A 20,651-nucleotide genomic window follows, 5' to 3' on the forward strand; every position below is an offset into this window, starting at 1 on the left:
AGACCGCAGCCCGCCAGGCCGATCACTCCTGCTTCGGGGCCTCGACAGGGGCCTTCGCCGCATTACCGGCGGCCGTCGCCGACCCGGGTTCATCGGCCGAAGTCGAGACCTGGATCTTCCGTGGCTTCGCCTTCTCACTCACCGGAATCGTCAGCGTGAGCACCCCGTTGCTGTAGTCGGCTGTGATGTGCTCGACGTCGAGTCCGTCGCCGAGAGTCAGCTGCCGCAGATAGGTGCCAGCGGGGCGCTCCTGCGCGATCCACTGCACCTCCCCGCTGCGGTGTGCCTTGCGCTCGGCTCGAATCGACAGCTGCTGACCGTCGAGGTCGATGTCGATTGAATCGGGCTCTACGCCCGGAATGTCTGCCAACAGCACATAGTGGTCACCCTTGCGATACAGGTCGATCGGCATGCCTTTGGGGCCTCGCTGTGCGCTCGACACCAGACGATCAATCTCGCGGAACGGGTCGAAAACCATGGCCATGATGCTTCATCCTCTCGTCAATGTCTGTGATTCGGTGCCCGGCGCTCGCCGGGTCATCGACACGATCATGCGGTGCGACCGCCTCTTGACGGCTGCATCTGTATCAACGTCGCGTCATCGACATTATTCCAAACTTGAGTGCGCTTCGCTCAACTCTCTGACAGGCGACATCGTCCCGGGTGCCGCGGCTAGTCTTGGAGCATGACTGCAACCTCCGATTCTGCTGGCGAACGCCACGTCGAGATCGAGCGCAAGTTCGACGTTCCCGGCGCCGCGGCTCTGCCCGACCTCACCGTGATCGACGTCGTGGCGCATGCGGTCACTCCAGAGCCAGCACATCTCGACGCCATCTACTACGACACCCCCTCGCTGACGCTGATTCAGGCGAAAGTGGCGCTGCGCCGTCGCACCGGCGGCCACGATGCCGGCTGGCACGTGAAGACCACCGGTGAGCACGGGCGCATCGAGCGGCACTGGCCCATAGACTCGGCCGCCCCCGACGAGATTCCTGTCGGCGCACTGCGTCTGGTAGAGGCCTGGGCCAAGCCCGAGGAGCTGGCCCCGGTCGCACGCATCGAGACCACACGCACGGCCACCGAGCTGAGTGACGCCGAACGACGACCGCTCGCCGAGATCGCCGACGACGAAGTGCGCACCACCGACCTGCGCGACGGCTCGGTGCGACAGTGGCATGAGTGGGAGGCCGAGCTCGACGAACGCCTCGACGACGCTCCCGGCAGCTCCGGCGCACTGCTGCTGCAGACCGTCTCCGATCGTCTGATCGAAGCGGGAGCCCGCCCCTCGTCGGCCGTGGCGAAGCTGCAGCGCGCGCTCGGCCTCGACCGAGGCGCACAGGCGACGGCCGCGCAGACCGTCGCGCACATCGCGCAGGGGCTGGCCGTCGAGCTCGACTCGCGCCTCGACGACGCGATCGCCGACCGACCCGACGGCGTGCATCAGGCTCGAATCGTCATCCGCCGGCTGCGCAGTCTGCTCGACGTCTACGGTGTCTTCGTCGACCCGGCGATCGTGCGGGCCACCCGCCGCCACCTCAAACGTCTCGGCGACGATCTCGGTGCTGCCCGCGACGCCGAGGTGCGTGCCCGCGACGCCGAGCAGCAGGTGCTGCAGCTGCAGGGTGTGCCCGCGGCGAGGCGTCTGGTCGGCCGTCTGTCAGAACCGGCATGGCGTCTCTACGCCGTGGAGCACGCTCGGCTCACTGCCGATCTCACCGACGAACGTCGCAACGACATCGCCGAGCAGCTTCGGCGTCTGACCGATCCCAAAGCGGCCTCACCCGAGGGCCAGACGGATGCCGTACCCGCGCTGCGTGCACAGCTCGCAGAGGCAGTCGCTTCGTTCGTCGCAGACGACCACTGTTTGGTCGAGGTCTGGGATCGACTCCCACCCACGGGAGCCGGGGTGCGCGCACGCCTGCGGTTCGAGCACGCCCTGCACGAGGTGCGCAAAGACGCCCGTCGCATCCGGTATGCGGCCGAGGCGATCTCGCTCGGGCTCGCCGACACTCCGGTGCGGGTGCTGGAGCGCACAGATGCGAAGCGCCTGGCGAAGGCGGCGAAACGACTGCAGGATCTGCTCGGCGACCACCGCGACGACGCGCTCTTCGCCGACCACGTGCTGCATGTGGCAGCAGACGACGAACGAGCACGCACGACACAGCGTGCTGCACTTCCCTACTATCTGCTCGCTCTGCGCGCCCGTGAACGCGGGGCCGAGGCGCTCGGCCGCTACGGCGAGGCCCGAGACGAGCTGCTCGCCTCGGCGAGCGCCGCGCTCGACGACTGATCCCGACCGTGCTCGCCGGTCAGCCGGATTCCGCCGGAGTCAGGCCTGTGCCTCCACCGGCCGCAGCTGATGCAGCGCAATGGTCACGATCTGCGCCGGGCGCAGCGTGCCCATCTCAAGCACGCGGGCGTGATCGATGCGCTGGCCGACGCCCGATGGCGATGTCTCCGCAGCCTCCTTCCCCGGGTCGGCAGATCGGTCTGCGGCGACGCGGCCGGCACGCGGCATCCCAGCGCTGCTGCGCAGGGAGGATCGCCAGCCGCTCCGGTGCGGCACTCGCACGCCGATCGCTCGATCAGTGGCCGGGTTCACCAGCACCACGTCGCAGCTCGCCGCTCCCTGCGTGCTGAACTGAACCGGGGCGGGCAGCACCACGACATCCGGATCGATCTGAGCGACCTCGAGCAGATCGTCGAAGGCGCGCATCTGCGTCACCAGCGCGGAATACCAGTCGTCGAGCTCGGCGACATCGTCGGCCGCGAACTCGCCCGAGGTCTCGATGCCTCGGTGGGCACCGCTGAGCCGATCGATGTCGGCGCGAATGGCAATTCTGGCGCTGGCCGTCGCATCGGCCACGCCCTCTCCGCTTTGCCGACGTGCCCCGCGGCTCTCGGCACTCCTCGCAAGACGCAGCCACGCGGCGCCGAGATGCGTGTTCATACGATGAAAAGCCATCTCGGCGAGCGCCGTCATCACTTCGGCGTCAGATGCTTCGAGGGTGTGGCTCAGCTGCCGCATGAGCACGTCTCCCACTGTCTCGAACCACCCTTGGTACGCGGTCTGCAGCGTCTTCACGCGCGCACGCAGCGCCCCTTCCGGCTGCCCGTCGAGAGATTGGCACAGCACTTCTCCCCACGCACCTGAGAACGTTCGCGCCGGCAGCATGATCGTGTCTATCTCGCTGCCGCGACGCTGCGGCACACGGTATGGCGTCTGGTAGGCGCGAGCGAACTCTTGAATCTGCATGGGGTCCTCCCTGTCGTGACGATGGTGGCCATTTCACAGTGTGATCGGTTCAGCTGGCCTCCGGCTGATGCCGAGCTGTGAAGTTCCTCGACTTCGATCATCAGACTGTCGCAGACCACCCGCGGCGGGCCGACCGACGTCTGCAGGCGACTGCCATTGCGCCCGAGTAGCGGTGGCGTTCTTCGAGTCAACGGCATCACTGATTGGCTCCGCTGGTTGGCTCGCACGAGAGGTGCTGGCTGCCCCACAAGAGAGAGACAGAGACGACACAGCAGTCGAAGATCCACCGGACAGTGTGCGCCGCAACACTGGGAATCACCAGCCCAGCGGCACTCATCGGTCACCGGCCGACACGCCTTGAGATGAAGGAGCAACCTTGACCACCCCGACGACGAACAACCGGCTCGGCGACGTAGACGGCGCCGAATCGCGTTCGACCCCACCCACCGCACCCGAGACCGCACAGCCGACCTCGCAGTCGAGATCGAAGGTCGGAAGGTGGCTCACCGGCGGGCTGACCGCCGTGATCCTCATCGGACTCGGATTCCTCGGAGGCACGGTCTTCGCTCAGGCGGCCTCCACCTCAGCCGGTTCGATACAGCAGGGGCCTGGCGGAACCGGCGGACAGGGAGCCCCAATGGGTGCATCCGATGGCGAGGCCGCATCCGGCGGCATGCTCAGCGGGCTGACCAGCGGCACGATCACCGGAGTCTCAGACGGGACCATCACGATCAAGACGCAGTCTGGCGAAACGACCACGATCAACACCGGATCAGGCACTTCAGTGACCACCACGCAGCAGGGCTCTGTCTCGGATCTGGCCGTCGGAGACTCGATCCGCGTCCAAGGCGAGGAGTCGAACGGCTCGATCATGGCTCAGTCGATCACCGAAGGCGATGACGCTGCGGACACGCCGATGGCTGGGACACAGAGCGGTCCGGGGCAAGGCGCGCCCGGTCCGCAGCAGAACTCGCAGAGCACCACGAACTGATCGTTCCTCCTGAGACCTGCCTTCCGCAAGCAAGTCGGAGGCACATCCTCTCTCATCTTCGCCAGAAGGCCTCTCGACCGGCAATCGCGCACGCTGGGTGGTCTCCGGCATTGGAACGCGTAGAACGGCCCACCGGCGGAAGCGGCACAATAGAAAGTATGAGTCCGTCTTCGCCCTCCCCAGATTCGACACCAGTCGACCCGACACCGACCGGCGAGATTCTGCTCGAGCCGATCCATCTGATCGAGAAGTCGAACGCGATCATGCGGCTGGGACGGATGATGCTGCAGGCGAGCTCGAGCTCGTTCCGCGTCAAGCAGGCCATGTCACGCGCCGCCCAGGCATTGGGCATGACCTCACTGCACACGCAGATCACCGCCACAGAGATCGTCTGCACGTTCTTTCGCGGCGCCATCTTTCGCACGCGTGTCGCTGAGGCACGAGTCGGCGGGGTCGATGCCGATCGCATCGTCGAGTTGGAGCGACTCTCACATCACATGCCGCAGGGAATGCTGGCAGAGGAGCTGAACCGGCGTCTCGACGTCATCGAGAAGAGGCCTCGACACTATCCGACGTGGCTGACGCTGATCGCCGCGATAATGGCCTGCTCGGGGTTCGCGTTTCTGAACAACGGCGGGTGGCAGGAGTGCGTCGGAGTCGCGCTGTCCGTGTCGATCGCACAGTGGCTGCGCGTGACGCTGGTGAAGCTGCGCATCAACCAGCTCGCGATGTATGCGGTCTGCGGCCTCATCGCCAGTCTCTGCTACGTGCTGTTCACCGGCATCCTGTCGGCGGTGAGCGGGCACGTGAGCCCGCTGCACGATGCCGGCTTCACCTCGGCGCTGCTGCTGCTCGTGCCGGGCTTTCCGCTGGTGACCGCGACCCTCGATCTGGCTCGGCTCGATCTCAACTCGGCGATCGGCCGCCTCACGTTTGCCGGGCTGGTGCTGATGTCGGTGTCGTTCGGCGCGTGGGCGGTCGCCATGATGTTCGATCTGCAGCCGACTGCTGCGCCGACTCCCTCGACCTGGCCGGTCTGGATCGTCATCGCATCACGACTCGTCGCCGGCTTCGTCGCCGTCACAGGATTCGCGATGATGTTCAACACCCCGTTCAGGCTCGCTCTGAGCGCAGCCTGGATCGGCGCGGTCGCGAACGTGTTCCGTCTGACGACGGGCGACATGGGCTGGCCGCCGCAGGTGTCGACGGTCGTGGCCGCCCTGCTCGTGGGGCTGCTCGCCTACATGATCGCTTCGCGTCTGGAGGCCCCACGCATCACGCTGACCGTGCCCGCGGTGCTCATCATGGTGCCGGGTTCCAGCGCCTATCGCGCCCTGGTGTACCTGAACCAGGGCGATATCGTGCAGGCTGGCGGCTATGGTGTGCAGGCGCTCGCGACCATCGTGTCGCTGGCCGTCGGGCTGACCATCGCGCGCATGCTCACCGAGCGCGAGTGGTCGTTCGACGCCCTGCGCGGGTGAGGATGCGCTGTCAGGCCTCTGACGGCGGCTTCCGGCCGTTCTGACGGACCGGCCGCCATACGACGAGTTCGCCGCCCGTCGCCTGGACGCGACGGCGACCTTGGTCGAGCGTGACGATTTCACCGGCGATGCCGGCGGCGAACGTGCGAGCACCGGGGCGGTAGATGAGTGCATCGTCAAGAGCGGCCTCGAGCTCGGCCACACGACTCTGCAGCCTGTGCACCTGGTTCTCGAGATCGATCATGCGGCGAATGCCCTCTAGGCTCACGCCGGCGTTCGAGAGACGCTGCACCTCTCGCAGCTGCACGATGTCACGCAGCGAGTACCGACGGGAGCGACCCGCAGTGCGCTGCGGCTGCACCAGACCGATTCGGTCGTACTGCCGCAGCGTCTGCGGGTGCATGCCCGCCAGCTGTGCGGCCGCCGAGATGCTGAACAGATGCTCCGTCTCATCCATCATGGCGACTCACCTGCTCTCTTACTTCTCTTTGGCCTGCGCGTAGAGCTCTGCGCGCGGGTCGGCGTCACCGATCGCCTCGGTGAGGTCATCCAATGCCTTCTTTGCCGCGCTGTCGAGCTTGCTCGGCACCACGATCTGGACTTCTGCCAGCAGATCGCCGGTGTGCCGACCTGCCTTGACGCCCTTGCCTTTGACTCGCAGCACGCGGCCCGAAGGGGTGCCCGGGCGAATCTTCACCTTGACCGGTTCGCCGTCGTAGGTCGGCACCTGAACGGTGGCGCCCAGCGCCGCCTCGGCGAACGTCACCGGCAGCTCGACCCGCAGGTCGTCGCCGTCGCGTTTGAACACCGGGTGGGAGCCCACGTGCACACGCACGATCAAGTCGCCAGCCGGACCGCCGTTCTGACCGGGCTCGCCTTTGCCGCGAACCTTGATCTTCTGGCCGTCTCGAACTCCGGCCGGAACCTTCGTCTTGACGCGCTTGCCCTGCGGCGATGCCAACGACACCGTCGCGCCATGCACCGCTTGGGCAAAGGTCAGCTGGGCACGAGCTTCGACGTCACGACCGCGCTGCGGCGCAGCGCGGTATCCCTGACCGCCGAACCCTCCGGCGCCGGCTCCGCCGCCGAACAGTCCGCCGAAGAGATCCTCGTAGCCCGCACCTGCGCCGCCGGGCTGTCCCCCGGTCTGAAAGCGCACTCGCTGACCGCCGGGTGCCCCGGCACCTTGGCCGAACAGCCCGCCGAAGAGATCCTCGAACCCCTGACCGCCCTGGCCGCCGGCGCCCGCGGTGAAGCGCGCACCTCCGCCCATGGCCCGCAGCGCGTCATACTCCTTGCGCTGCTTGGGGTCAGAGAGCACCGAATACGCTTCGCTGATCTCTTTGAACTTGTTCTCTGCCGCAGCGTCGCCCGGGTTCGCATCGGGGTGATACTTGCGCGCCAGCTTGCGGTATTCCTTCTTCAGATCGGCGTCGGAGATGTCTTTCGACACTCCCAGCACGGCGTAGAAGTCCTTCTCAAGCCAATCCTGACTCGCCATGCCTCTCGCCTCCTTCTGTCGTCTTCATGTGTCGAGCGCCCCGTGACGGAAGGGATCCAGAGAGGATCCGCATCCCGCCACGGGGCGCGTTGCCCGTCGGGCGCATTCTCATGCGACCGATCACTCAGCAGGTGCCAGCACGACCACTTTGGCCGCGCGCAGCAGTGTGTCGCCCAGCTTGTAGCCGGGTTCGACGACCTCACCGATGACCAGCGCATCGACATCGGGGCTGGGCTGCTGCAGCACAGCCTCATGCTGGTTCGGATCGAACGGCTCGCCCTTCGCTCCGAAGCGCTCGATGCCGAGCCCCTCGCCGACGGCCCTCAGCTTCGACGCGATGGTCGCGAACGCCGTGCCCTCTGCGAGATCGCCGGCTTTCTCAGCCCGGTCGAGGTCGTCGAAGATCGGGAACAGTCGTTTGGCCGCATCGCCGACCGCACGCTCGCGATCGCGAATCTGCTGGGCCTCGGTGCGCTGGCGGTAGTTCTTGTACTCCGCCGCCAGACGCTGCAGCTCGTCCAACAGTTTGTCCTCGCGTGAGGCCTCGCCGTCAGCGTCTGCCGCGGCGCCCTCGGCGCTCGCGCCGGCATCCGCCTGATCATGCTCGCCTGCAGCCTGGTCAGCCTCGCCGGCGGGCCGGCCGGGGGCGGCGGATGCTGTGTCAGCACCCTGCGCGCCCTCGGTCTGCTGCCCGTTCGGCTGGGCCTCTGGCTGCTGGCTCGTCGGCTGGGCCCCGTCGTCAGGAAGCCCTGACTCGTTCGGAGTGCCAGCCACGTTGTTGTCAGCCATGGTGAATCGCCTTACTTCTTGTCGTCATCGTCGTCGACGACTTCTGCGTCGACCACGTCGTCGTCATCGCCCGACTTGCCGTCTGCCTTGGCCTCGCCGTCAGCAGCGCCAGCGGCGCCCTCTTCCTGCGCGGTCTTGTAGATCTCCTGGCCGAGCTTGACCTGCGACTCGTTCAGCTTGTCGAACGCAGCCTTCACTGCGTCGTCGTCCGAACCCTCAAGTGCCTTCTTGACGGCCTCGACATCAGCGGTGACCTCGGTCTTGACCTCATCAGAGAGCTTGTCCTCGTTCTCTTTGATGAGCTTCTCGATCGAGTAGGCCAGCTGCTCGGCGTTGTTGCGCACCTCAGCGGCGTCGCGACGCTTCTTGTCTTCGGCCTCGTTGTCCTTGGCCTCCTTGACCATGCGGTCGATGTCCTCCTGCGAAAGGCCGGAGCCACCCTGAATGGTGATCTCCTGCTCTTTGCCGGTGCCCTTGTCCTTAGCCGAGACCTTCACGATGCCGTTGGCGTCGATGTCGAAGGTGACCTCGACCTGCGGCACACCGCGCGGAGCCGGTGCGATACCGGTCAGCTCGAAGGTGCCGAGGCTCTTGTTGTCACGGGTGAACTCGCGCTCGCCCTGGAACACCTGGATGGCGACCGACGGCTGGTTGTCCTCAGCCGTGGTGAACGTCTCGCTGCGCTTGGTCGGGATGGCCGTGTTGCGCTCGATCAGCTTGGTGAAGATGCCGCCCTTGGTCTCGATGCCGAGGCTCAGTGGGGTGACGTCGATCAGCAGCACGTCTTTGCGCTCGCCCTTCAGAACGCCGGCCTGGATGGCTGCGCCGACTGCGACGACCTCGTCAGGGTTGACGCCCTTGTTCGGCTCTTTGCCGCCGGTGAGCTTCTTGACCTCTTCGACGACTGCCGGGATACGAGTCGAACCGCCGACGAGCACCACGTGGTCGAGATCCGAGACCTTGACGCCGGCCTCTTTGATCACGTCGGTGAACGGCTTGGCCGTGCGCTGCACGAGATCTGCGGTCAGCTCTTCGAACTTCGCGCGAGTGATGGTCTCGTCGAGGTTGGCCGGGCCGCTCTCGGTCAGTGACAGGTACGGCAGCTGCACGTGGGCGGTCGTCTGGCTCGACAGCTCTTTCTTCGCCTGCTCGGCGGCCTCTTTCAGGCGCTGCAGGGCGATCTTGTCACCCGAGACGTCGACGCCGCTGGCCTCTTTGAACTTCTTGATGAGGTACTCGACGACGCGCTGATCCCAGTCGTCACCACCGAGGTGGTTGTCGCCCGAGGTGGCCCGCACCTGAATGGTCGAGAAGTCGTCATCCTTGCCGACCTCCAGAAGCGAGACGTCGAACGTGCCGCCACCGAGGTCGAACACGAGGATGAGCTCGTCTTCTTTGCCCTTGTCGAGGCCGTATGCCAGAGCGGCCGCAGTCGGCTCGTTGATGATGCGCAGCACGTTGAGGCCTGCGATCTCACCGGCCTCTTTGGTGGCCTGACGCTGGGCGTCGTTGAAGTACGCAGGCACGGTGATGACCGCGTCGGTGACCTTGTCGCCCAAGTAGCTCTCGGCGTCGGTCTTCAGCTTCTGCAGAATGCGAGCCGAGATCTCCTGCGGAGTGAACTTCTTGCCGTCGATGTCATCGGTCTTCCAATCGGTGCCGATGTGGCGCTTCACCGATGCGATGGTGCGGTCGACGTTCGTCACCGCCTGGCGCTTTGCGGTCTCGCCGACGAGCACCTCCCCGTCTTTGGCGAATGCGACCACTGATGGAGTGGTGCGGAAGCCCTCAGCATTCGCGATGACTGTGGGTTCGCCGCCTTCCAGAACCGCGACGACCGAGTTGGTGGTGCCGAGGTCGATTCCTACTGCACGTGACATTGTGTGTCCTTTCTGCTCGGCGAACCGAGCCACGCATGCACGGGCTCTGCACCCGCGCAATATAAGTCTTCTTCGATGACCTCCAGGTCATTTGCACATCAGCTTCTGATGTACACCCTTGAGTCATCTACGCTCAAGGTTACACAACGGCATCCCCTAGTCAAGCTATTCCCGAAATGTTGAGCAAAGTTCACTCAAGTTTCACAGGTCTTGGCAATCACACGAGCACGGAACGAACCCGACCGACCTCTCAGCGGTGGTTCTCACCCGCTCTCTCTGCGCATCCGCCGACAGCTCGAGCACCCCGCCGCCCCAACTCGCCCGGCCTAGGCGCCCAAGCTGCCCAACCAGCCAGCCCAAGCCGACCAACCAACCAACCCACCAGCCAACCAGCCAACCGGCCAACCAGCCCAGCCAGCCCAGCCAACCCAGCCCATCCCAGTCCTGCCCAGCCAACCAGTCCATCTCAGTCCTGCCCAGCCAACCAGCCCATCCCAGTCCAGCCCTGCCCAGCCAGCCAACCAACCAGCCCAGATCTACGGCCGCGCGATTCCGCCGCATGCACACGATTCCGCCGCGCTGTACACATTTCCGCCCAAATCACCCCGATGTCGGCGGAACCGTACACATCTGAGCGGAACCGTACACATCTGAGCGGAACCGTACACACCCGTACCGACCAGCTGAGCGCAATCACACGCTCAATACCTCCCACTTGCGCAACCCACCCACAGCCACAACTGCACATACCCACGCTCGCGCGCAAACCCGCCCGCAGCCACAACTGCACATACCCACGCCCGCCCCACACCCACAGACACAGACACAGACACACCCAGTTCTGCACCCAGTTCTGCACAGCTGTGCGGGCACCATCGCTTTCACCACAGTGCAGCCGCCCCGCTGACACCTCAGGCCCCGGGGCACGACCATAGGCGACATGGCCATTCCATCAACACCATTCGGAGTATCCAACACACGAGCCCTGGCGCTTGCCGGCATCTCGCGACGCAGGCTCGACCAGCTCCTGCGGCAGAACGAGCTCGTCCGGCTCAGACAGGGCTGGTTCGCGACCATCGGCGCCAACGCATGGGTGGTCGCAGCGGTCAAGTTCGGCGGGCATCTCTCTGGGCTCCACCGGCTGAAACTGCTGCACAAAGACATCTGGCTGCCAGATCAGGCTCAGATGCACCTGCACGTCAACACCACATTGCTACCTGCCCCGCCGCATCAGGCCATTTGGTGATAACCCACACCCACCCTCGTTACAATCGCACCGTCTTGCAGCATGGCGTCGTGCCTCCGGTGACCGCCCTGCGCCACGGCCTGAACGATGTGTCGATACCCGAGACCGTCGCGGTCGTCGATTCACTGCTGCGCCATGCCACGCTGCGCCCAGGCAACGGCGCGCGACGCCAGCTTGATCTGCACATCAGCACTGTGGATGTCATGGCCGAGTTGCGGCGCACTCCTCGCGGTCGCGCTGTGCTCGCGCTCGTCGACGCCCAGGCTGAGTCTGGTCTTGAGAGCATTGCTCGGGTGCTCTTGACTTTGGCGGGTCACCACGTTGAATCACAGGTTCTGCTCGACAACCGTCAGCGAATCGATCTCGTCGTCGATGGGGTGCTGGCCATCGAGCTCAATGGAGGCACGCATCGCGACGCCGAGCAGTTTCGGCGTGATCATGCGAAGGATATTGCCATCGAGCGTGCCGGATACGTCAGCGCCAGGTACACCTATCATCAGATTCTGCATCAGTGGCCTGAGGTGTATCGCGACATCCTGAGTCGACTCGCTCGCGCCTGAGTCACCCGATCCAGGCCAGCACGCCGAAGCCAAGCAGGTGACGGTGCCAAGCAGGTGCAGGTGCAGGTGCAGGTGCAGGTGCCAAGCAGTTTACGAGACCAACAGCCCTCATTCGCACTCTTGTACGCTGATCGGCAGCCGCCGCTGCGCCTCGAACTGTCGGGCGACGCCATCGACCGGATCCGTGAACGACAGCTCGGCCGCCAGCAGCTGCAGCGGCTGCTCGAAGTCATCCGCAGGCGGCCCGCCGGGCCATGCCTCTCGAACCACCGGGTACAGAGGATCGCCAAGAATCGGCGCCCCTAAACGGTTCATGTGCACTCGCAGCTGATGCGTGCGTCCGGTCGAGGGCTCCAGTCGGAAGACGCCGACGCCGACGCCAGCAGTCACGCCCTCGGCACCGCCGCAATTCGCCCCGGAACCAAAGAGTTCCTCCGATGCGGGTTCGGCGCCCGCGCGCTCAAGCACGCGCTCAAGCACGATGCTGCTGATCGCGTTGGCCTCGCCCGGCAGCTCCTCAGCCTGCCAGCATCCACGGCGCTTCTCGATGCGGCTGCGCACTTCGATGGCCTGCCCGACCGTCCAGGACGGGCGCACACCGGCATCCCCCATTCTGCGCGGCGCACCCTCGCACAGCGACATCAGCGCCACCCGCTCTGCGGACAGCTGCGCAAGAGCCCGGTAGACCTTGTGCACTTCACGCCGTTGGAACAGCGTCTGATAGGCGCCGCGCCAGCGCCGCTCCGTCGTCAGCACGACGAGGCCCGAGGTGAGCCGGTCGAGCCGGTGCACCGGCTGCAGCTCTGGCAGGCCGAGCGCAGAGCGCAGCCGAGCCACGACCGTCTGCCGCACGTGCTGCCCGCGCGGAATCGTCGCCAGGAACGGAGGCTTGTCGATGACGATCAGCCGGGCGTCTCGGTGCACGATGTGGATACTGCCGGGCACCTCCACCTCATCTGGGAGGTCACGCTCGAACCAGATCTCGGCGCGCGGGCGGTAGACATCGCCTGCGTTGACCGGCTGCCCGTCTGCATAGACATATCGTCCGTCGGCGAGGCCTGCATCGACATCGACGGATGCTGGAAAGCGCACGCGCAGCCACTCCCCGATCGTGCGTGGCGGGGTCTGCCACGCGGGTGGTGTCTGGCGCACCGGTGGCGGGGTGACCACGCGCGTGGCTGACACGCCGTCGCGGGGAGCGAACGGTGCAGATGGCATAGGCATCAGCGTAGCCTCGGCCGGACGCTGCAGACGCATCTGTCTCGCACCGTTCCGCTGAGATGTACGCCGTTCTGCTCAAATCACCCTGATCTCAGCGGAACAATGCACTTCTCAGCGGAAGCGTGCACATCTCGATCCAACCATGTGGGATCGGCCCAACCGTGCACATCCCAGCAGAAGCGTGCACATCCCAGCAGAACTGCATCAGCCACACAGAGCAGCCCGGCCGAACCGCACCACACAGCGAAATGCAGCCGCCGGGCAAAGGGGTCATACCCGACGACTGCATCTCTGGGTGCGGCGCTGACAAGGGGAACTCAGCGCCGCGGTCTCTCGTCAGTCAGCTCACTCCTTCTTCGCTGACGACTGGCTGGGTTCGGCTCCTTTCGGGCGTCGACGCGAGCCGACCACCATCAGCCCACCGAACAGGGCGGCCATCGCGGCGAGGGCGATGAGGCCTCCGGCTTCGACGCCTGTTCTCGCAAGGCCTCCGCCTCCGCCGTAGGAGCGGTAGGTCGAGACGGTGCCGCCTGAGTCATGTGGATGCCCAGGATCGCCCGGTGCGCCGGGATCGTCTGGATCTGGTGTCACCGGCGGCACGTTGTGCGTGGTTTCACCGGGGGGCGGGGTGATCGGGGGGAATCCCGGGGGAGTCGCTTCTGCCGTCGCCACGTTCTTCAACGTGACTCCATGGGCGTCACCGTTGACCGTGACTCGATAGGTCAACGTCGCCGACTCCCCGATCGCCAGCTCGAACTCGCCACTGCTCAACCGCTGATCCACCGGGTCTGCGACATCGATCGGCGCGGCATCGCCGACTGCGAGCTTCGCCGACCCCGGGTCGAACGTCGCATGCACCAGCACGCCGGTCAGATCGTCCGACACCGTCACCGGCGTCAGCACCGTCTCACCAGTGTTCGAGACCGTCACCGTGTACGTGATCACCTGCCCCGGGGCCACCGTCGAACCCGACACCGGATCCGACGATTTCTCCAGGGTGAACCCCGGAGTGGGCACCGAATGCGTCGTCTCGCACTGCACATCCTGACCCTCGACCGGCACGCACTCGCCGCCAGCACCCGGCGTCGCCAGGTTCCTGACCTGCACGCCCACAGCGTCAGAGTTCACCTTCACCTGGTACGTCGTGGTCGCTGACGCACCGTCTGCCAGCGTCGGCACCGCCCAAGTCAGCGTTCTGCCGTCGTCGTTGAGCGTCAGCCCGGGCGGCAGAGGTGAGACCAGTGCGGCGTGATCGAGCACACCGCCAAGGTCGTCCACTGCCGTCGCGCCGGAGAGAACCGCCCCGTTGCCCGAAGTGTTGGTCGCCGTCAGGGAGTAGTCGATCGTCGCGCCTGGCACGACCTGCGCTCCAGACTCCGGGTCAGACGACTTCGACAGCGCCCACTTCGCGGTCACGTGGGTCGTGGTGCACTCCGGGCCGTCGACCGGCCCGTCGCCTTCAGGCGTCGGACACGTCGTCGGCGGCACGTCGCCCGTGCCGGTCGCCACGTTGCGCAGGGTCTCGCCATAGGCATCCGCCTTGACGACGACTTGGTAGGTCAGCGTCGCAGTCAACCCTGCCGGCAGATCGAAAGCGGAGGTCTGCAGACGCTCATCTGTGGGGTCATCCACGTCGGTCGTGGTCGAGCCGATGGTCAGCTTCGCCGATCCGCTCACGAAGTCGGCTCCGGAGAGCACATCGTCGAGGCGGTCGGTCAGCACCACGTCTCGAATCGCGCCGGGAGCATCCGCCGCACTCGCCGTGACCGAATACGTGATGGTGTCACCCGGCTTGACCGTCGAACCCGTCGCCGGATCCGATGACTTCTTGACCGTCCAGGGACGCGGCTGATCGTCGTTGACGATGCGATAGGTCGCATCGCCCAAGGCCGGTACTCTGACGTCCCAGCCTTCGACATCGACCCAGTCGCCGCCCTCGAGCCGCTGCAGCTTCGTCTTCGCGTAGCCTGCGGGCCCGGCCGACTCGCTCACCGTGTAGGTGTGCTCTGGCCGAACGTTGAACGTGTTGGCCGCCGACGCGGTGTCGGCTCCGGCGACCGTGCTCGCCTGCAGGCCGTCAACGCCCGACGCCGGAGTGGCCGTCAGGTCCCAGTCACCTGAGACCGCAGTGCCGCCATTGTCGTTGACCACGGCCTTGAGCAGCGTCAGCGATGCCGTCTGGTTGACGGCGTCACAGGTGATGCGCTTGCCGAGTGGCACGGCGACCACGCCGCTCAGTCCGAGGTTGAAGCCCGGAACGGTGTTGCCGTCGGCATCGATCTCGCGGCACTGCCATGACCCGCTTGCCTGTGGGTACTGCACCGGCTCGGTGCGCACGTCGTACTGCCGATAGCGTGGGTCGCCTCCGGTCTCGCGAAGCACGAAGTTCTGACCGGCTGTCACAGTCTGTGCCGTCACGCCCGGGCTGCCCGTCGCACCTGAGATCACCGGAGTGGTGCCGTCAGGCAGATACGCGCCCAGCGTCCAGTCTGTCGCTGCGGCGGATCCGCCCTGCACCGTCTTCGTCAGTGTCAGCTGGCTCTCACAGGTCACCACGTTGGTGATGGTCGCCTCGTTGCTCTGCTGCGTCAGGGACGCCTGCCATGAAAGCGCTCCGTCTGCCGGATTCGGCAGAGCGGTGCCGTTGAAGACGACCTCTGGCGTCGACGTGCACAGCCCGCCGCTCGGCAGCGTCACGCTCTCGGTGAAGGTCACGCCGTCGCCGACTTTGTAACCGCCGCGTGCCTGCCCCCAGGCCTGCGCGGTCGCTCCGCCGTCACCCGGCCCCGTCAGCGTTGCCGCTGCCGAGAGCTCCGCCGGCTGAGCGCCGTTCGCGAACTCGACCCCGTTGACCTTCCAGCGCTTGTTCAGCTTCACGTCTGCGTGTGGCAGCGCCTCTCGGTTGAACATGGTGCAGCTGATCGCCGCCGTGGCCGCGGTGTCGATGGTGAAGCCGAGTTCGCCGGCGTTCGTGACGTCCACCGGACGGTCCGTCGTCAGGTTGCGGCAGACGGCATTCTTGCCGCCCGGCGTGACCAGTGAGTATGACGGCTGTTGATTCTCGGTGACGGTGACGGGGCCGGCCGTCGTGCCTCCGGTGAAGGTCAGCGGGAAGTTGACGGCGCCCGTGCCGTCGGTCGTCGTGGTCTCGCTCTTCGGCAGACCGGTGATTCCCGGGGATGTCGTGGTCGCGTCGAACGTCCAGCCGGCTCCGGCAGTGGTCGCGCCGCTGACATCGTCACCGGTGTTGGTCGAAGGCACGATCTGTTTGACCACTGAGACCGACCCCTTGCAGTTGGCCAGCGCAAGCTCGCGAAGCGCATTGCCTGCCGCAGTGTAGTCGCCGGTCTGGAAGAAGTCAGCAGCGGTGGCGTTGCTGCCGTCGAACTTCGTCTGTCCCGAGATCGCCGCAAGGTTCAGCGCGGTCTCTGGGGTGGTCACGCCTGATCCCACACCGAGTGCGATCACGCGCGTGCCCTTGGCCTTCACCGCGTTCGCAGAGAAGATCCCGTTCTCGACCTCGCGGATACGTGTGAAGTTTCCTGGGCCCACGGCCGGATCGTTGTAATAGGTCGGGTTGCCATCGGTGAGCACGATCACGACGTCGTAGTGCGCCGGCGACTGTGCCGTCACGGCGAGCGCGCGATCCCAGTTCGTCCCGCCTTCGGAGGTCCAATCCGCATACCGGCTCTTGACCGAGTCAGCCTGTGCCTGTGTGGCCACTGGAGCGAGCGACGGATAGTTCTGCGTGGCACCGCCCCCCGGTGAGACCGTGGCGAACGAGAAGAGCCCCATGCGCGACGGGGTGCCGACCAGCGAGTTGACGAGCGTGTCACTCGCGCCCTTCAGCTGAGGCATGCTCTGCCCGACCGACCCGGAGATGTCCAGGACCAAGCCGACGTCGAGCCCGCACTTCGCGGGAAAGGAGGGGTTGACCCGAGACTGCTGCCAGACGCCGCCAGACGCGGTCGCAGTGCCGTTGTTCGTCGCGATCATGAACTGGTCGGTCGACGAGTACGTCTGTCCCGAATGCAGCACTTCACCTGTTCTGAACGTGTACTGCTGCTGTGCCGAGTTGCTGCCATCTCCGTTACCGGTGCGCAGTGTCTGGTTCGCGAAGTATCCATCGGGCGCAGCGTGCTGCACAACCCAGAAGCGTGCATTGCGATTCTGCCCGCCGTTACCGGTGTTCGGCACCACGAAGCTGCAGTCGCCCTGGGCGTCCGAGACACATCGTGCCCATCCGGCGCCATCGCCCGCGACCCCGTCGGCGCGAGAGTTCGAGGGGCCGTTGTCGCCGCCCGTGCGCAGGTGCAGAACGACGCCGGCGAGCACCGACACCGTCTGCACGCCCGACCGGTCACTGCCGACTTTCACGGTGATGACGGCTTCGCCCTGACCCGGCGTCGGCACGCTCAGCGGCGTGACCGACTCTGCATCGGGTGTCGCCGGCGGGTCGTCAGTGGCATTGCTGTCACCTGCGTCCGCAGCGCCAGACGCCGGCGACGGCGTCGCCGCAGGCGCCCTGGACTCCGCCGCAGACCCTGACTGCTCCGCCGGAGGCGTTGACGCCTCGCCAGGCGGCGTCTCATCTGCGTCCACTTCAGCCGTGACGGCCTGCGCCGACCGCGAGGTCACGACTCCCGCATCGACCGACTCTGACGAGGATGCCGGAGTCACCTGGTCTGCGGTGGCCGGGACGCTGCCGTACCCGACGCTCGCCACCAGCGCGAAGCTTGCGGCCGTGGCGACGACCATGGCCGCAATGCGAGGCAGGAGTCTCAGCCGAAGCGGCTCGGAGCTCTCTTCGCCCGATCGCACACCGCCTGGCGGGGAGTGCGGCCGCCTTCGCCGAGTTGAGCGGTGTGTGTGCGTGCGGTGCTGACTGCGCTTCTCACCAGACATGATTCAGGCCCTCTCGATGACATTTCGCCATCGATCCCCCGAGCGTGCTCTGCCGGCGCACAGCATTGTGCGTCAGCGGATATCGCCCCTTTTGGCCCCTTGAGATCGCTATCTTGATGCCACGCTAGCAGTCCCGCGATCAGGGCGCCTCAGCCTGATCGGAACGTATATCAAATGCCGCGCAGCTGGCTGAGGACGACCGCCGGCACGCCCTCGCACACCTCGGTCGTCGCCCTTCGACGTCAGAGGCGGCGCGTAGCATGGCCACATGTCTTCTCCAGACCTCGTGCAGCCTCAGCCCTCCGCCACCGGGCAGGGTATGCCCGACGAGAAGGCACTGCGAGAACGAGCTCGTCGCATCCTGCACGACGTCTACGGGTACGACGCCTTTCGCGGGCAGCAAGAAGACATCGTCAGTGAGGTCGCGGCCGGCCACGACGCACTCGTGCTCATGCCGACCGGCGGCGGCAAATCCGTCTGCTACCAGATCCCGGCGCTGTTGCGCCCGGGGGTCGGCATCGTCATCTCGCCGCTCATCGCACTCATGCAAGATCAGGTCTCTGCGCTCAACGCCAACGGCGTTCGCGCTGCAGCGCTGAACTCCAGTGCGCCACTCGACGAACAGCGCATGATCGAGCAGCAGGCTCTCGCCGGTGAACTCGACATGCTCTATCTGGCGCCCGAACGCCTCGGCAGCCAACAGGCCGTCGAGTTGCTCGATCGTCTGGCCTCAGGGCCCGGCATCTCGGTGTTCGCCATCGACGAGGCCCACTGTGTGTCGCAGTGGGGCCATGACTTTCGCCCTGATTATCTGCGTCTCAGCATGCTTCATGAGCGTTGGCCGCGCGTTCCGTGTGTCGCGCTCACTGCGACGGCCACCACGGCCACACGACGAGAGATCGTCGAGCGTCTTGAGCTCGACGGCGCTCGACAGTTCGTGTCGAGCTTCGATCGACCCAACATCCAGTACCGCATCGTCGAGAAGAGCCGGCCTGTCGAACAGCTCGTCGAGTTCATCACCGGCGAACACGAGCACGAGGCAGGCATCGTCTACTGTCTGTCTCGCGCGAGCGTCGAACGCACGGCTGACTCTCTGCGAGGCCAGGGCATCCCCGCGCTCATCTATCACGCCGGGCTCACCGCCGAGGTGCGGGCGCAGAACCAGGCTCGTTTTCTGCGCGAAGACGGCCTGGTGATGGTCGCGACGATCGCATTCGGCATGGGCATCGACAAGCCCGACGTGCGCTTCGTCGCACATCTCGATCTGCCGAAGAGCATCGAAGGCTACTACCAAGAGACCGGACGAGCCGGCCGTGACGGGCTGCCGGCGACTGCCTGGATGGCCTACGGGCTGCAAGACGTCGTGCAGCAGCGTCAGATGATCGAACGCGGCAGCGGCGACGAGCAGCATCGCGAGGTGCAGCGCCGACAGCTCGACGCGATGCTGGCGCTGTGCGAGACGCTCGACTGCCGCCGGGTGCGGCTGCTCGCACACTTCGGCGAGGCCAGCGAGCCCTGCGGCAACTGCGACACGTGTCTGACGCCCCCTGAGCGGTTCGACGCGACCGTCCCGGCGCAGAAGCTGCTGTCGACCGTGGTGCGCCTCGAACGCGACTACCACCGCCGCTTCGGGTCGGGCTACCTGATCGATCTGCTGCTGGGACATGAGAACGAGCGCGTGCAGCAGTACGGTCACGCCGAGCTGCCCACCTTCGGCATCGGCGGCGAGCTCTCCGCCGCAGAGTGGCGCGCCGTCATCCGTCAGTTGCTGGCACTCGGCTATCTGCGCACCTCGGGTGACAAATACGCCACGCTGTCGATCACCCAGGCTGCGGTGCCGGTGCTGCAGGGGCAGCAGACGCTCGAGCTGCGCCGCGATCTGATCGGGCGTTCCGCATCAGGCGGCTCGCGTCGGCGTGGCGGTCGCGGGTCGTCACCTGCCGAGACCGTGCCCGAGGCGCTCGACCCGCTTTATCAGCGTCTGCGCTCTTGGCGCACCGCCACGGCCAAAGAGCAGGGCGTGCCCGCATACATCGTGTTCAACGACGCGACGCTGCGCGGCATCACCACGCGCCAGCCGCACTCCCTCGACGAGCTCGGCGAGGTCAGCGGCGTCGGCAAGACCAAGCTCGCCGCCTACGGCGAGGCCCTGCTTGAGATCGTCGCCGACTTCTAGCCGCGGTCCGGCAGTCGGCGATCGCTGCTGACAGCGCCCACCCTCGCGGCTAGACTGCCGCCATGACCGACATCTACAGCATCCCCCTGCACCGGCTGGACGGCACCCCGACGACTCTCGCCGAGTACCGCGACCAGACGCTGCTGATCGTGAACGTGGCGTCGAAGTGCGGGCTGACGCCCCAGTACGCGAAGCTCGAAGAGCTGCAGCGCACCTATGCCGAACGCGGCTTCACCGTATTGGGCTTTCCCTGCAACCAGTTTCTCGGCCAGGAGCCAGGCGGCGCTGAGCAGATTCAGGCCTTCTGCTCGGTGACCTACGGCGTGACCTTTCCGATGTTCGAGAAGCTCAAGGTGAACGGCCGCGACCGTCATCCGCTCTACAAGGTGCTCACCGAGGTGCCCGACGACAACGGCAAGGCCGGGCGCGTGCAGTGGAACTTCGAGAAGTTTCTGATCACCCCTCCGGCCGCAGACGACGCAGATGCGGCTCCCGGCATCCGCCGTTTCAGGCCGCGCACCGAGCCTGACGCGCCACAGATCACCGAAGCGATCGAAGCGTCTCTCGCCGGTCGGTAGGGGCACTTCCGGCCGGGTTCGGATCCACAGGCGGCAGCCGGAGCCGCCTGTGCGCTCAAAGGCCGGG

The 20,651-nt window shown here is 66.1% G+C and carries 15 protein-coding genes; 7 read left to right on the plus strand and 8 right to left on the minus strand.

The features are described 5' to 3' along the window. Positions 1-22: 22 nt before the first annotated feature. Complete coding sequence (locus F8O06_RS10720) at positions 23-484, minus strand: Hsp20/alpha crystallin family protein (RefSeq protein WP_158038556.1); 462 nt, start codon at positions 482-484, stop codon at positions 23-25. A gap of 201 nt (positions 485-685) precedes the next feature. Between F8O06_RS10720 and F8O06_RS10725 the strand changes: the two genes are divergently transcribed. Continuing rightward, the gene (locus tag F8O06_RS10725; protein WP_158038557.1) at positions 686-2,290 is read left to right on the plus strand and encodes a CYTH and CHAD domain-containing protein; all 1,605 of its coding nucleotides are present in this window, start codon (positions 686-688) and stop codon (positions 2,288-2,290) included. A 39-nt stretch (positions 2,291-2,329) separates the two neighbouring features. Here F8O06_RS10725 and F8O06_RS10730 read toward each other — a convergent pair whose 3' ends face one another. Then, positions 2,330-3,256: a hypothetical protein gene (locus F8O06_RS10730; RefSeq protein WP_158038558.1), complete on the minus strand. Its 927-nt coding sequence runs from the start codon at positions 3,254-3,256 to the stop codon at positions 2,330-2,332. A 376-nt stretch (positions 3,257-3,632) separates the two neighbouring features. On the opposite strand from F8O06_RS10730, the gene F8O06_RS10735 reads away from it, so the two are divergent. Both F8O06_RS10735 and F8O06_RS10740 read left to right on the plus strand, forming a co-directional pair. After that, on the plus strand, positions 3,633-4,247 hold the full coding sequence (locus F8O06_RS10735) for a DUF5666 domain-containing protein (protein WP_158038559.1): 615 nt from the start codon (positions 3,633-3,635) through the stop codon (positions 4,245-4,247). Positions 4,248-4,405: 158 nt separating this feature from the next. Further along, the gene (locus F8O06_RS10740; protein WP_158038560.1) at positions 4,406-5,728 is read left to right on the plus strand and encodes a threonine/serine ThrE exporter family protein; all 1,323 of its coding nucleotides are present in this window, start codon (positions 4,406-4,408) and stop codon (positions 5,726-5,728) included. 10 nt (positions 5,729-5,738) lie between these two features. Here F8O06_RS10740 and F8O06_RS10745 read toward each other — a convergent pair whose 3' ends face one another. From F8O06_RS10745 to dnaK, 4 genes are all read right to left on the minus strand, one after another. Next, a complete protein-coding gene (locus F8O06_RS10745; protein WP_158031754.1) occupies positions 5,739-6,185 on the minus strand; it encodes a heat shock protein transcriptional repressor HspR in 447 nt (148 codons plus the stop codon). A 21-nt stretch (positions 6,186-6,206) separates the two neighbouring features. Next, positions 6,207-7,229 (minus strand): DnaJ C-terminal domain-containing protein, encoded by a 1,023-nt coding sequence (locus F8O06_RS10750; protein ID WP_158030648.1) that lies wholly within the window; start codon positions 7,227-7,229, stop codon positions 6,207-6,209. A 120-nt stretch (positions 7,230-7,349) separates the two neighbouring features. After that, positions 7,350-8,018 carry a nucleotide exchange factor GrpE gene (locus tag F8O06_RS10755; RefSeq protein ID WP_158038561.1) on the minus strand — a complete coding sequence of 223 codons (669 nt, stop codon included), beginning with the start codon at positions 8,016-8,018 and terminating at the stop codon, positions 7,350-7,352. Between the two features lie 11 nt (positions 8,019-8,029). Next, complete coding sequence (gene dnaK, locus F8O06_RS10760; protein ID WP_158038562.1) at positions 8,030-9,898, minus strand: molecular chaperone DnaK; 1,869 nt, start codon at positions 9,896-9,898, stop codon at positions 8,030-8,032. A 940-nt stretch (positions 9,899-10,838) separates the two neighbouring features. Here dnaK and F8O06_RS12280 point away from each other — a divergent pair. Both F8O06_RS12280 and F8O06_RS10770 read left to right on the plus strand, forming a co-directional pair. Then, complete coding sequence (locus tag F8O06_RS12280) at positions 10,839-11,144, plus strand: type IV toxin-antitoxin system AbiEi family antitoxin domain-containing protein (protein ID WP_192496926.1); 306 nt, start codon at positions 10,839-10,841, stop codon at positions 11,142-11,144. 35 nt (positions 11,145-11,179) lie between these two features. Beyond that, positions 11,180-11,704: an endonuclease domain-containing protein gene (locus F8O06_RS10770; protein WP_192496927.1), complete on the plus strand. Its 525-nt coding sequence runs from the start codon at positions 11,180-11,182 to the stop codon at positions 11,702-11,704. 108 nt (positions 11,705-11,812) lie between these two features. On the opposite strand, the gene F8O06_RS10775 is transcribed toward F8O06_RS10770, so the two are convergent. Beyond that, positions 11,813-12,922, minus strand: coding sequence for a pseudouridine synthase (locus F8O06_RS10775; protein ID WP_225733480.1), 1,110 nt, complete (start codon positions 12,920-12,922; stop codon positions 11,813-11,815). Between the two features lie 348 nt (positions 12,923-13,270). Next, complete coding sequence (locus F8O06_RS10780; protein WP_192496928.1) at positions 13,271-17,683, minus strand: VWA domain-containing protein; 4,413 nt, start codon at positions 17,681-17,683, stop codon at positions 13,271-13,273. Positions 17,684-18,098: 415 nt separating this feature from the next. On the opposite strand from F8O06_RS10780, the gene recQ reads away from it, so the two are divergent. Then, positions 18,099-20,006 (plus strand): DNA helicase RecQ, encoded by a 1,908-nt coding sequence (gene recQ / locus F8O06_RS10785; RefSeq protein WP_412973464.1) that lies wholly within the window; start codon positions 18,099-18,101, stop codon positions 20,004-20,006. 62 nt (positions 20,007-20,068) lie between these two features. Beyond that, positions 20,069-20,584, plus strand: a complete 516-nt coding sequence (locus F8O06_RS10790) for a glutathione peroxidase (protein ID WP_158038567.1) — start codon at positions 20,069-20,071, stop codon at positions 20,582-20,584. The last annotated feature ends 67 nt before the right edge of the window (positions 20,585-20,651 follow it).

The organism is Pseudoclavibacter sp. CFCC 14310, from assembly GCF_008831165.1.
Taxonomy (GTDB): domain Bacteria; phylum Actinomycetota; class Actinomycetes; order Actinomycetales; family Microbacteriaceae; genus Pseudoclavibacter_A.

Excerpts from the sequence above, each read along its gene's own strand:
- F8O06_RS10720 (WP_158038556.1), bottom strand. The coding sequence starts at position 484 with ATGGCCATGGTTTTCGACCCGTTCCGCGAGATTGATCGTCTGGTGTCG.
- F8O06_RS10725 (WP_158038557.1), top strand. The coding sequence starts at position 686 with ATGACTGCAACCTCCGATTCTGCTGGCGAACGCCACGTCGAGATCGAG.
- F8O06_RS10730 (WP_158038558.1), bottom strand. The coding sequence starts at position 3,256 with ATGCAGATTCAAGAGTTCGCTCGCGCCTACCAGACGCCATACCGTGTG.
- F8O06_RS10740 (WP_158038560.1), top strand. The coding sequence starts at position 4,406 with ATGAGTCCGTCTTCGCCCTCCCCAGATTCGACACCAGTCGACCCGACA.
- F8O06_RS10745 (WP_158031754.1), bottom strand. The coding sequence starts at position 6,185 with ATGGATGAGACGGAGCATCTGTTCAGCATCTCGGCGGCCGCACAGCTG.
- F8O06_RS10750 (WP_158030648.1), bottom strand. The coding sequence starts at position 7,229 with ATGGCGAGTCAGGATTGGCTTGAGAAGGACTTCTACGCCGTGCTGGGA.
- F8O06_RS10755 (WP_158038561.1), bottom strand. The coding sequence starts at position 8,018 with ATGGCTGACAACAACGTGGCTGGCACTCCGAACGAGTCAGGGCTTCCT.
- dnaK (WP_158038562.1), bottom strand. The coding sequence starts at position 9,898 with ATGTCACGTGCAGTAGGAATCGACCTCGGCACCACCAACTCGGTCGTC.
- F8O06_RS12280 (WP_192496926.1), top strand. The coding sequence starts at position 10,839 with ATGGCCATTCCATCAACACCATTCGGAGTATCCAACACACGAGCCCTG.
- F8O06_RS10775 (WP_225733480.1), bottom strand. The coding sequence starts at position 12,922 with ATGCCATCTGCACCGTTCGCTCCCCGCGACGGCGTGTCAGCCACGCGC.
- F8O06_RS10780 (WP_192496928.1), bottom strand. The coding sequence starts at position 17,683 with ATGGTCGTCGCCACGGCCGCAAGCTTCGCGCTGGTGGCGAGCGTCGGG.
- recQ (WP_412973464.1), top strand. The coding sequence starts at position 18,099 with ATGTCTTCTCCAGACCTCGTGCAGCCTCAGCCCTCCGCCACCGGGCAG.
- F8O06_RS10790 (WP_158038567.1), top strand. The coding sequence starts at position 20,069 with ATGACCGACATCTACAGCATCCCCCTGCACCGGCTGGACGGCACCCCG.